Genomic DNA, 11,935 nt, shown 5'->3' with positions numbered 1-11,935 from the left:
GGGGCCTGCCCCGGCGGGGTCAGAGGCCCTTGCCGAAGAGCTTCTGCATCTCGGGCGGGAGCTGCGAGGGGTCGAGGTCGGCGAGGTCCCCGGCCCCGGCCGGTCCGCCGCCGAAGGCGGAGCCGCCCTCGGCCCGGCGCTCCTCGGCCTTCCGCGCGAGCTCGGCCTCCTCGCGGGCGGCCTTGGCGGGGTTGCGGGACTTGGACTTCTTGACCTTCTTCGGCGCCTGCTGCTTGCCCCGGGACTTCTTGCCCATCCCCATGCCGGGTCCGCCCGGCATGCCGGGCGCGCCGCCGCCGGCCATGCTGCGGCCCATGGTGCGCATCATCTGCTGGGCCTGCTTGAAGCGCTCGAGCAGCTGGTTGACGGCCTGGACGGTGGTGCCGGAGCCCTTGGCGATGCGGGAGCGGCGGGACCCGTTGATGAGCTTGGGGTCGTGGCGCTCGGCCGGCGTCATCGAGCGGATGATCGCCTCGATGCGGGTGAGCTCCTTCTCGTCGAAGTTCTCGAGCTGGTCGCGGAACTGGCCCATGTTCGGCAGCATGCCGAGCATCTTCTTGATGCTGCCCATGTTCTTGAGCTGCTGCATCTGGGCGAGGAAGTCGTCGAGGGTGAAGTCCTCGCCGCTGGCGAGCTTCTTCGCGGCCTTCTCGGCCTCGGCCTGGTCGAAGGTCTTCTCGGCCTGCTCGATCAGGGTGAGGACGTCGCCCATGTCGAGGATCCGGTTGGCCATGCGGTCCGGGTGGAAGCGCTCGAAGTCGCCCAGCTGCTCGCCGGTGGAGGCGAACAGGATGGGGCGCTGGGTGACGCCCGTGATCGACAGGGCCGCGCCGCCGCGGGCGTCGCCGTCGAGCTTGGACAGGACCACGCCGGTGAAGCCGACGCCGTCGCGGAAGGCCTCCGCCACGCGGGCGGCGTCCTGGCCGATCATGGCGTCGACGACGAACAGGGTCTCGTGCGGGTTCACGGCATCGCGGATGTCCCGCGCCTGCTGCATCATCTCCTCGTCGATGCCCAGGCGGCCGGCGGTGTCGACGATGACGACGTCGTGCTGCTGGAACTGGGCGGTGGAGACGCCGTTCATGGCGACCAGCACCGGGTTGCCGACCCCGTTGCCCGGCTCGGGGGCGAACACGGGCACGCCCGCCCGCTCCCCGACGACCTGCAGCTGGGTGACGGCGTTGGGGCGCTGGAGATCCGCGGCGACCAGCAGCGGGGTGTGCCCCTGCTCCTTCATCCACCGCGCGAGCTTGCCCGCGAGGGTCGTCTTGCCGGCGCCCTGGAGGCCCGCGAGCATGATGACGGTGGGCGGGTTCTTGGACCAGGTGAGCTCTCCGGTCGCTCCGCCGAGGACGTCGACCAGCTCGTCATGGACGATCTTGACGACCTGCTGGGCGGGGTTGAGGGCCTTGGAGACCTCCTCGCCGAGCGCCCGTTCGCGCACCTTGGACGTGAAGTCCCGGACCACCGGCACGGCGACGTCGGCGTCGAGCAGGGCGCGCCGGATCTCGCGGATGGTCTTGTCGACGTCCGCCTCGGACAGGCGGCCGTGGCCGCGCAGCCCCTTGAGGGAGGCGGTGATGCGATCGGAGAGGTTGTTGAACACGAAGAGATTCCCCTTGGTCGTGCGGACCGCACCAGTGTAGTGGCCGCGGCCCCGCCCGGTCCCCTTCCGGGGCCCGGGCGGAGACCTGCCGCACTCGCGGCGGCCCGATCCGCCCCGCTCAGGTGGCGGCGGCGTCCATCAGCGCGGCGATGATCCGGCCCACCGCCGGCGCCTCGAGGGCGCGTCCCTTCTCGTCGGTCAGGTAGAGCACGTCCACGGCCCGCTTGCCCAGGGTCATCACGTGCGCGCTGCGCAGCTGCAGCTGGTGCACGGTGATGGCCTCGGCGACGTCCGCCAGCAGGCTGGGCCGGTTGCGGGCGTTGACCTGGATGACCGTCGCCTCGCTCGAGGCGCCGGGCAGGAGGGTGACCACCGGGGTGTCGTCCGCGGTGCGCGGCGGCGGCGCCGGGGCCAGCTCGAGCACCCGTGCGGCGGGCTCGTCGCGGCGCCCCAGCTCGCGGTCCAGGGCGGCGCGCAGCGCCGTGGGATGCGGCAGGTCGCCCTGCGTCCCCGAGACCCACCAGGTGTTCACGGCGACGCCGTCCATGGTCAGGACCACGGCGCTGCGCACATCGATGCGCTGGCGGGCCAGGACCCGCGCCATGGCGGCGAACACGCCCGCGCCGTCCGGGGCGCCCAGGCAGATCTGGCTGATGGCCTCGTCCCCCGTCGGCGCCGGGTACAGCACGTGGGCGCTGCCGCTGCGCCTCACGGCGGTGAGCACCGCGTCCTGCACCGAGCGCTGCGGGGTCAGCAGCAGGCGCGGCACCGGGGCGCTGCCCGAGAGCGAGTCGCGGGCCAGGTCGGTGAGGTGGTCCACCAGCGAGGAGCGCCAGCTCGACCAGGCCGAGGGGCCGGCGGCGATGGCATCGGCCTCGGTGAGCGCCCGCAGCAGCTCGAGCGTGCCCGCATCGTGCCCCACGGCCCGGAGCAGGTCCTGCAGGGTCGCGGGATCGGCGAGGTCGCGTCCCGTGGCCAGGCCCACCAGGGTCAGGTGCTCGCGCACCAGGGTGCCGATGACGCGGACGTCGTCCTCGTCGAAGCCCAGATGCCGGGCGGCGACCTCGGCCAGGGGCGCCCCCTCGGCCGAGTGGTCGCGGGCATCGGCCCGCTTGCCGAGATCGTGCAGGAGCGCGACCACCAGCAGCAGGTCGGGGCGGGAGACCGTGGCCAGGAACCGGCGGGCCTCCTTGACCGTCTCGATCTGGTGGCGGTCCACGGTGAAGCGGTGCACCGCCGAGCGCTGCGGACGGTTGCGCACCTCCGTCCAGCCCGGGACCCAGCGGGCGAACACGCCCTGCACGTCGAGCGCCTCGTAGACGTCGGCGATGTGCTCGCCGGCCAGGGCGTCCACGAACACGTCGCGCTGGGCGGCGGTGAACGGACGCACCGGGACTGCGGCCATGCGCGCGAGCGTGGCATCGGCCAGCGGCAGCCCGGTCGCCGCCGCGTGCGCGACCGCCGAGAGATCGCGCAGCGGATCCTCGACCTGCGGGTCCACCGAGACCTCCCCGGACTGCACGAGCACCCCGTGCTCGAGGCGGGTCAGGGCGGGGCGGCGGTCCGCCCCGGAGCCGCGGGTGGCCGAGCCGCCGGGGGCGACGGCGGCCTGCGCCGCCCGGATCGTCCGATGCAGCTCCCAGGTCACCGACCGCGCCGCATCGGCCAGCACCGCGAGATGGTCATCGGCGGTGGCGTGCCCGGTCAGCGCGGCGACGGCGTCCTGATCCGCCCGGCCCAGCCGGGTGCCGGACTTCCCGGTGACCGCCTGCAGCGCATCGCGGGCGTCGCCGAGGACGCGGGAGGCATGGTCGACGACGGCATGGTCGTGATCGGCCAGCCAGCTCTCGGCGAAGGCGCGGATCACGGTGACGTCGCGCAGGCCGCCGCGGTCGGACTTGAGGTTGGGCTCGGTGGAGTGGGCCAGCGGGCCGTATCGGTGGGAGCGGTCCTCGGCGAGGTCCACGAGCTCGCCGATGCGCCGCCGGGCGCCGCGGCGCCACTGCGCCCGCACCCGGGCGGAGGCATCGGCCACGAGGCTCTCCTGCCCCACGACCAGCCGCAGGTCCAGCAGGGAGATGGCCGCGCGCAGATCCTCGCCGGCGACCTCCTCGCACTGCGCGGGACTGCGCACCGCGTGGTCCAGCGAGGTCCCCGAGTCCCAGATGGGGTACCACAGGGCGCTCGCGAGCCGGGCGGACTCCTCGGCGTCGACCTGCTCGGGGTCGATCAGCAGGACCAGGTCCAGGTCGCTGACCGGGCCGAGGTCCCGCCGCCCCAGCGAGCCGATGGCCGCCAGGGCGGCGCCGGACGCGGGGGCGCCGGCCCCCGCCCACAGGGAGACCAGCCACTCGTCGACGAGAGCGGCATGGTCGTTCCTGCGGGAGGGACCGGCGGCCGGATCCGCGAAGCCGGCGTGGAGGACGTGCGTGAGCCGGCGTGCGGACAGCGCCTCAGACGGCATCCGCACCTCGTTCGCCGGTGCGCACGCGGACGACGGTGTGGACGTCGGTGACCCAGACCTTGCCGTCGCCGATCCGACCGGAGCGGGAGGCGGCGACGATCAGGTCGATGATGTCCTCCTGGGCCGGGTCGTCGGCGATGACCTCGATCTTCGCCTTGGGGATGGTGTCGATGTCGTACTCGGCGCCGCGGTAGACCTCGGTGTGACCGCCCTGGCGGCCGTAGCCGGCGACCTCGGTGACGGTGAGCCCGCTGACCCCGTACTCGCGCAGCGAGTCCGTGACGGCCTGGACGGCGTGCGGCTGGACGACGGCGGTGATGAGCTTCATCGGACCTCTCCTGCGGTGGCGGGCTGGGCGCCCTCGGCTGCGGCGGGGGCCGACGGCGCGGGACGGGGGACGCTCGGTCGACGCGAGGCCGGGGCTCCGACGAGATCGTAGCCCGACTCCGCATGGTGGGTGATGTCGATGCCGGCGCGCTCGTCGGCCTCGGGGACCCTCCAGCCCATGACGGCCTTGAGGACCAGGGCGATGACGGCGGTGAGCACGCCGGAGAAGACCATCGCGGCGACCGCGACCAGGATCTGCACCAGCAGCAGGCTGAAGCCGCCGCCGAAGATGAGGCCGCCGTCGGTGGCCAGCACGCCGATGAGGATGGTGCCGACGAGCCCGCCCACGAGGTGGACGCCCACGACGTCCAGGGAGTCGTCGATCCCGAAGCGGTACTTCAGGCCCACGGCCAGGGCGCAGGCGACGCCGGCCAGGAGGCCGATGACGATCGAGGTGACGGGGTTCAGCGCGGCGGCGGCCGGGGTGATGGCCACGAGGCCCGCGACCACGCCGGAGGCGGCGCCGAGGCTGGTGACGTGCTTGTCGCGGATCTTCTCGACCAGGGCCCAGCCGAGCATGGCCGCGGCGGTGGCGACGGTGGTGTTGACCCAGGCCAGGCCCGCGGTCGCGTCGGCGGTGCCGGCCGAGCCCGCGTTGAAGCCGAACCAGCCGAACCACAGCAGGGCGGCGCCGAGCATCACCAGGGGAAGGTTGTGCGGTCGCATCGGCTCCTTGCCGAAGCCCTTGCGGGCGCCGACGACCAGGGCCAGGACCAGGCCGGCGATGCCGGCGTTGATGTGGACCACGGTGCCGCCGGCGAAGTCGACCGGCTCGGCGATGGCCGCGAAGGGGCCGTCCCCGCCCAGCAGGCCGCCGCCCCAGACCATGTGGGCCAGGGGTGCGTAGACCACCAGCACCCACACGGCGCAGAAGACCATCCAGGTCCCGAGCTTCACGCGGTCGGCGATGGCGCCGGAGATGATCGCGGCGGAGATGATCGCGAAGGTCATCTGGAAGCCTGCGGCGACGAGGAAGGGCACGCCGCTGCCGGCGAGGATCGACTGCTCGTCCGTCCCGGCGAGGCCGAAGAACTGCACCGGGTTGCCGAAGAGCCCGCCGATCCCGTCGCCGAAGGCGATCGAGTAGCCGCCCAGCGTCCAGGCGATGGCGACCACGGCGATCGCGGTGAAGGACATCAGCATCATGTTGAGGACGGTGCGGGCGCGCACCATGCCTCCGTAGAACAGCGAGAGTCCTGGGGTCATGAGCAGCACGAGGGCCGCGCTGATCAGGATCCAGGCCGTTGCCCCCGTATCCAGGGTGAAGGGGTCGTCCATGTCGGCTCCTTGGGAGTTCGGCCGGTCCTCGGGTTCGGGCCGCGGGACCGGTCGACCCGGTGGGTCGTGGTCTCATCGTGCGGGGGTCCCCTCCCGCGGCCAATGCCGGGAGGCTCCCGTGATCTTTCCGTGACATACCCGTTCGTACCGCGGGACGCCTCTCGCATCCCCTCCTCCGAAAAGCATCGTGAGCTGGGTGGCGACCGCCACGATCGACGCGCTGCTGCGGCTCCCGACCGCGCCGCGGCCGGAATCCGGGGCCGCAAGAGGGAGATGGATCACATGAGCGGACAGTCCTTCGAGGAGCACGCGGCCAGGACCCTGGTGCGCGGGATCGGACGCCGGGGCCTGCTGCGTGCGAGCGCCGCACTCGGCGCCGGGGCAGGCCTCCTGGGCGCCTGCGCACCGCAGACGGCCACCGCCCCGGGCGAGGCGCCGTCCCCGGCCGCGGACGCCGGCGCCGGGTCCGGGGCGACGGCCGGCGCGGTCCTGCAGCCGGGCGCCGGCGACATCCCCGGGGACCACTACCTCCCCTCGGAGCCGGATGCGGTGCTGTGGGGCTACGTCCCGACCGCCCACACGCCGCCGAGCCTGACCATGGCCTCCGGCCAGACGGTGACCATCGACTCCGTCTCCCACGAAGGGATCCTCGAGGACCAGGGCCGCGACCCGCGGGCCTTCTTCGGCGGCCACGGCGTCCCGGAGGCGTCGGTGCTGGAGGACGCCGTAGCGATCGCCGCCGAGTACGACCGCACCCCGCGGGACTTCGCCCTCGACGGACCGCACGTGGTCACCGGCCCCGTGTTCGTGGAGGGGGCGCAGCCCGGCGACGTGCTCAAGATCGAGACGCTGGAGGCGGTCCCCCGCGTGCCCTACGGCGTGGTCTCCAGCCGCCACGGCAAGGGCGCCCTCGCGCTCACCCCTGCGGGCGAGGCGCCGGCGGGCATCACCCGCGAGCAGGTCATGCCGCCGGCGGGGACCGACGGGCGTGCCGATGCGGATCCGACGCAGTGGGGCGGCGTGTCCACCTTCACCGCCATCGAGGACGGGCACGGCGTGATGCCCTTCGCCGGCGGCCGGGTGCGGTTCCCGGTGAGCCCCTTCTTCGGGATGATGGGCGTGGCCTTCTCCGATGCGCACGAGCCGACCGATCCCTCGGCGAACTCGATCCCGCCGACCCTCGGCGGCGGCAACATCGACATCAGGCTCCTGGGCCCCGGCTCGACCTTCTACCTCCCGGTGCACGCCGAGGGGGCGCTCTTCCACGTCGGGGACCCGCACCATGCGATGGGCGACGGCGAGGTGGCGCTGACCGCCATGGAGGGGTCCCTGCGCGGCACCTTCCGGCTGACCGTGTGCAAGGCCGGCTCCGGGGACGCCCCCGCGATCGCCCACCGGTACCCCTTCGCCGAGACCGCCGACGCGTGGATCCCCATCGGCCTGTCGGACCCGGACGGCAGCGTCGGCGGCCAGGGCGGGGACCTGGACGTCGCCCTGCGCCAGGCCGTGGTCAACGCCCTGGACTTCCTCGAGCAGGACCGCGGGATGGACCGGGCCACGGCCTACGCGTACCTCTCCGCCGCCGCGGACTTCACCATCTCGCAGGTCGTGGACCGCACCGTCGGCGTCCACGGCGTGATCGCCAAGTCCCACTTCTCCTGACATGCCGAGCGCCGGGCCCGATGCGATGGCATCGGACCCGGCGCTCGTGTGCTCGGGCCGGGGCTCGCGAGCGGGCGGCTCAGTCCCCGATCAGGGCGTCGACGAAGCCGTAGGGGTCGAAGGGCGCGAGGTCGTCCATGCCCTCGCCGAGCCCGACCATCTTCACCGGCACGCCCAGCTCCCGCTGGACGTTGACGACGATGCCGCCCTTGGCGGTGCCGTCGAGCTTGGTCAGGACGATGCCGGTGACGTCCACGGCTTCCGAGAACACGCGCGCCTGCTGCATGCCGTTCTGCCCGGTGGTCGCGTCCAGGACCAGCAGCACCTCGGCGACCTGCGCCCCGTGGAGGTTCTTCTCGGCGACCCGGCGCACCTTGCCGAGCTCGTCCATCAGGCCCTTCTTGTTCTGCAGGCGGCCCGCGGTGTCGATGATGACGACGTCGCAGTCCTGCTGGACGCCCTCCTGCACCGCCTCGAAGGCGACAGCGGCCGGATCGGCGCCGTCGCGGTCCGAGCGGATGGTCTCGACGCCGACCCGGGAGCCCCAGGTGGCCAGCTGGTCCGCGGCGGCGGCGCGAAAGGTGTCCGCCGCGCCGAGGACGACGCTGCGGCGCTCGGCGACCAGCACGCGGGCCAGCTTGCCGACCGTGGTGGTCTTGCCGGTGCCGTTGACGCCGACCATGAGGATCACCGACGGGATCGAGGAGCCGTCCGGGGCCTCGCGGCGGGTGGCGGCCAGGCGCCGGTCCAGGCCCGGGTCGATGAGCTTGACCAGCTCCTCGCGCAGCACCTCGCGGACCGCGGCGGGGTCGTTCTCCCCGAGCACCTGGAGGCGCTCGCGCAGCCCCTCGAGGAGCTCGTCGGTCGCATCGGGCCCGAGGTCCGCCAGCAGCAGCGTCTCCTCGATCTCGTCCCAGGTGCCCTGGTCGACCGTGTCGCGGGTGAGCAGTCCCAGGATCCCGCGGCCGATGGCGCCGGAGCGGGCCAGCCGCTCGCGCAGGCGGACCATGCGATCCGCGGCGGGCTCGGGGGTCTCCAGCGGCGGTGCGGCGCCGGCGGCGACCGCGCGGGCGTCCTCCTCGGCAGTCTCCGGGGCGGCGGTCGGCGCCTCGCCCGCGGCGACGGCGTCCTGTGCGGGCGCGGCCTCCGCGGGCGCATCGGGCGCGGTCTGCGGGGCCGGAGCGGTCTCGACGTCCGCGGGCTCGCCGGGGGCGGGCTCGCCGGCCGCGGTCTCGCCGGGGGCGGTCTCGCCGGTCGGGGCCGCGGCATCGGCCGCCTCCTGCCCGGTCTGCGGTGCGGCGGCGGGAGCCGCGCCGGCCGGAGCCTGGGCCGCCGGCGCGCCGGCGGAGTGCTCGGCCGCCGGTCGCGTCTCGACGGTGCCGGTCGGGGTCTCGACCTCCTGGTCGAACGGGGCGTCGGCCTGCTCGGGCTCGGCGGCCGGCGGCGTCGCCTCGGGGCGTCCGGCGGTGAGGGTGTCCCCCCAGGTCGGGGCGGCCGGCCGGTCCTTCACGGCGGTCGCCGCTCCGCGCTGGGCGGTGCCGTCGCGCGTCTCGGCGCCGGGCTCGTGCGTCGCGCCGGGCCGATCGCCTCCGGACCGGCCGCGCGTGCGCAGCCAGGCCCAGGTTCCGGCACCGAGCACCGCGATGCCGCCGACAGCTCCGCCGACGGCGGCAAGGATCTCCACGGGATCCACAGGTCACCTCCAGGGTCGTGGGGGCGCTCCGGGCGCCGGGACTCGGATCAGTCTAGGGGGAAGCTCCGGGGGCCCGAGAGGCGCGACCGTCCGCGGGACCCGCACAGCGCCGGTCCCGATGCCGCTGCCGCGAGCCCCGATGCCTGCTCGCGCGGCGGAGCTCAGCTCTCGCGGTGCGTCCGGGAGCTGTGGCGCGTCTCCTCCTGCGCCTTGCGCAGACGCGGCAGGGCGGTGGCCCCCACGATGCCGCCGGCGACGAGCAGGGTGACGAAGGCATAGACGATGGTGATCCCCATGCCCCCATTGTGGCGCGTCCGCGCGCCGCGACGCCTCCGCGGCACGCCGGATGTGCGCGACCCCGCCGCGCGGATCCGGGGATCGGCGCGACGGGGTCGCGAGGTCGGGGACCCGAGGGTCGGTCCCGGGCCGGGATCAGGCGAGACCGGGGAACCAGATCTCGATCTCGCGGGCCGCGGACTCGGGCGAGTCGGAGCCGTGGACGAGGTTCTGGATCACCGGCAGGTCCCACTCCCGGCCCAGGTCCCCGCGGATCGTCCCCGGCGCGGCGGAGGTCGGGTTGGTCGAGCCGGCCAGCGAGCGGAAGCCCTCGATGACGCCCTCGCCCTCGGCGACGACGGCGACCAGCGGGGCCGATCCCATGTACTCCACGAGCGGGGCGTAGAAGGGCTTGCCCTCGTGCTCGGCGTAGTGCGCGGCGAGCTCCTCCGCGGTCGCGGTGCGCTGGGCCAGCGCCGTGATCTCGTAGCCCTTGGCCTCGATGCGTCGCAGGATCTCGCCGCGCAGGCTGCGCTGGACGGCATCGGGCTTGAGCAGGATGAGGGTGCGCTGTGTGGTCATGCGCCCAACCCTACCGATCACCGGGCGCGCCCCGGGCACGGATCCGGTCCGGCCGGGGCGCGGCTCACTCCGCCGCGGGAGGGTGCGGCTCACTCCGCCGCCGGAGGGTGCGCCGCGTGGTAGCGCCGGTCGACCTCGTCCTTCTCGGCGTCGAGCTGGTGGCCCTTGAAGACCCCGAAGACGTACAGACCGCCGAAGACGACGCCGATCACCCACATGGCGGGCACCAGCAGGCCCAGCGCCAGCACGGGCAGCTGCAGGGCCATCCCCGCGTAGTACGGCCAGGACCCGCGCTTGAGCGCGCCCGAGACCAGGACGAGCGCCGCCGCGGTCGCGAGACCCCACACCCAGGTCGTGACCCGGTGGTCGGGGCTGAGCTGGTGGGCGACCAGCACGGCGAAGAAGACCACGAAGGCCTCGACGGTGAGCGTGGTCGCCGAGAGCATCCGCTGGGCCCCGTGGGCGCGCGGGGAGGGCGTCAGGTCGCGCAGCATCACGCCTCCTCGCCGTGCCCGAGCAGGTCCCGGGCCTCGGCGGCGAGGGTCACCGAGCCGGCCACGACGACGCCGGAGAACTGGTCGCCGTGCTGCTCGGCGAGGTCGACGGCGCGCTGGATCGCGTCCGGCAGCGCGGCGACCTCGACCACGCGGTCCTCGTCCTCGAAGACCTCGCGGGCGATGTCGGCGAGGCGATCCGCGGGGATCGCCCGCGGGGAGGAGGACTGGGTGATCACGACCTCGTCCAGCAGCGGCTCGAGCGTCTCCAGGATGGCCTCGGCCTCCTTGTCCTCGAGGATCCCGACCAGGCCCACGGTGCGAGTCAGACGGAAGTTCTCCCGCACGGTCGCCACGAGGGTCGCGGCACCGGAGGGGTTGTGGGCCGCGTCCACGAGGATCGTCGGCGCCTGGCGCACGACCTCGGCGCGTCCCGGGGAGCTGACCTCGGCGAGCGCCGCGGAGAGCACCTCGGCGCCCAGCGGCGTCTCCCCGCCGCCCAGCAGCGCCTCGCAGGCCGCGACGGCCAGCAGCGCGTTGTGCGCCTGGTGCTCCCCCAGCAGGGAGAGGAAGACCTCGTCGTAGCGGGCGGCCACGCCCTGCAGGGAGAGCATCTGCCCGCCCACGCCCGGGGTGCGCGAGAGCACGGCGATCTGCTGGCCCTCGATGGCGGCCTCGGCCCCGATCTCCTCGAGCCGGTCGCGCAGCACATCGGCCGCGTCCTCCTCGAGCTGCTCGGCGAGGACGGCGAAGGCGCCGGGGGTGAGGATGCCGGCCTTCTCGCCGGCGATCTCGGCGATCGTCTCGCCGAGGTACTCCTGATGGTCCAGGCCGATGGCGGTCACGACGGCGACGTCCGGGGCGACCACGCCGGTGGCGTCCCAGGTGCCGCCGAGCCCGGTCTCGACCACGGCGACGTCCACCGGCGCCGAGGCGAAGGCCTGGTAGCCCATGGCGGTGAGGTACTCGAAGAACGTCAGCCGCACTCCCCCGGCCTCGAGCTGCTCGCGGTCCACGACCTGGGCGAAGGGCTCGACGTCGTAGTAGGCCTGGAGGAAGCCCTCCTCGTCGATGCTCTCGCCGTCGATGGCGATGCGCTCCGTCGGCGAATGCAGGTGCGGGCTGGTCATGCGCCCGGTGCGCAGCCCGGTCTCGCGCAGGATCCGCTCGATGATGCGGGCGGTGGTGGTCTTGCCGTTGGTGCCGGCGATGCGGATGCTGCGATAGGAGTTCTGCGGGTCGCCCATGAGTTCCATCACCCGGCGGATCCGCGAGAGATCCGGTTCGATCCGGTTCTCCGGGGCACGCTCGAGCAGCGCGGCGTAGACCTGACGCAGCTCCTGCGACATGGCAGGTCGGGACGGACGAGGCACAAGAGCTCCTGGGGGCGCGGGGCGGGTGACGGGCGCCGATCAGTCTACGAGCCGGGACGGGGCGCGGCCGCGCCCGTCCTCCCCATGTCACGTCGGTCCACATCGGCCGGCGGTCGCCGA

Annotated in this window: 10 protein-coding genes; 1 reads left to right on the top strand and 9 read right to left on the bottom strand. The window is 74.0% G+C overall.

The genetic code is table 11. The annotated features are described in order from the left end of the window. Positions 1 to 19: 19 nt before the first annotated feature. The 4 genes from ffh to BF93_RS10310 form a co-directional block, all read right to left on the bottom strand. On the bottom strand, positions 20 to 1,606 hold the full coding sequence (ffh, locus tag BF93_RS10325; RefSeq protein ID WP_038372422.1) for a signal recognition particle protein: 1,587 nt from the start codon (positions 1,604 to 1,606) through the stop codon (positions 20 to 22). Positions 1,607 to 1,724: 118 nt separating this feature from the next. Further along, complete coding sequence (locus tag BF93_RS10320; RefSeq protein ID WP_051486824.1) at positions 1,725 to 4,070, bottom strand: [protein-PII] uridylyltransferase; 2,346 nt, start codon at positions 4,068 to 4,070, stop codon at positions 1,725 to 1,727. Further along, entirely contained in the window at positions 4,060 to 4,398 is a 339-nt protein-coding gene (locus tag BF93_RS10315; RefSeq protein WP_038372420.1) for a P-II family nitrogen regulator, read from the bottom strand. The genes BF93_RS10320 and BF93_RS10315 overlap by 11 nt, the downstream gene beginning before the upstream one ends. Next, a complete protein-coding gene (locus BF93_RS10310; RefSeq protein ID WP_038372419.1) occupies positions 4,395 to 5,735 on the bottom strand; it encodes an ammonium transporter in 1,341 nt (446 codons plus the stop codon). The genes BF93_RS10315 and BF93_RS10310 overlap by 4 nt, the downstream gene beginning before the upstream one ends. A 282-nt stretch (positions 5,736 to 6,017) precedes the next feature. On the opposite strand from BF93_RS10310, the gene BF93_RS10305 reads away from it, so the two are divergent. Continuing rightward, the gene (locus BF93_RS10305) at positions 6,018 to 7,397 is read left to right on the top strand and encodes an acetamidase/formamidase family protein (RefSeq protein ID WP_038372418.1); all 1,380 of its coding nucleotides are present in this window, start codon (positions 6,018 to 6,020) and stop codon (positions 7,395 to 7,397) included. A gap of 79 nt (positions 7,398 to 7,476) precedes the next feature. On the opposite strand, the gene ftsY is transcribed toward BF93_RS10305, so the two are convergent. The 5 genes from ftsY to BF93_RS10285 form a co-directional block, all read right to left on the bottom strand. After that, a complete protein-coding gene (ftsY, locus tag BF93_RS10300; RefSeq protein WP_038372417.1) occupies positions 7,477 to 9,090 on the bottom strand; it encodes a signal recognition particle-docking protein FtsY in 1,614 nt (537 codons plus the stop codon). Between the two features lie 161 nt (positions 9,091 to 9,251). After that, on the bottom strand, positions 9,252 to 9,386 hold the full coding sequence (locus BF93_RS20220; protein ID WP_269519892.1) for a hypothetical protein: 135 nt from the start codon (positions 9,384 to 9,386) through the stop codon (positions 9,252 to 9,254). A 136-nt stretch (positions 9,387 to 9,522) separates the two neighbouring features. Then, positions 9,523 to 9,948: a nucleoside-diphosphate kinase gene (ndk, locus tag BF93_RS10295; RefSeq protein ID WP_038372415.1), complete on the bottom strand. Its 426-nt coding sequence runs from the start codon at positions 9,946 to 9,948 to the stop codon at positions 9,523 to 9,525. Positions 9,949 to 10,037: 89 nt separating this feature from the next. Beyond that, complete coding sequence (locus tag BF93_RS10290) at positions 10,038 to 10,442, bottom strand: DUF4233 domain-containing protein (protein WP_038372414.1); 405 nt, start codon at positions 10,440 to 10,442, stop codon at positions 10,038 to 10,040. Next, positions 10,442 to 11,791 carry a bifunctional folylpolyglutamate synthase/dihydrofolate synthase gene (locus BF93_RS10285; protein WP_038372413.1) on the bottom strand — a complete coding sequence of 450 codons (1,350 nt, stop codon included), beginning with the start codon at positions 11,789 to 11,791 and terminating at the stop codon, positions 10,442 to 10,444. The genes BF93_RS10290 and BF93_RS10285 overlap by 1 nt, the downstream gene beginning before the upstream one ends. Between the last annotated feature and the right edge of the window lie 144 nt (positions 11,792 to 11,935).

The sequence above is a fragment of the Brachybacterium phenoliresistens genome, from assembly GCF_000576425.1.
Lineage (GTDB): Bacteria > Actinomycetota > Actinomycetes > Actinomycetales > Dermabacteraceae > Brachybacterium > Brachybacterium phenoliresistens.
The sequence above is the reverse complement of the archived record's forward strand: the minus strand, read 5'-3'. Positions and strand labels throughout refer to the sequence as shown.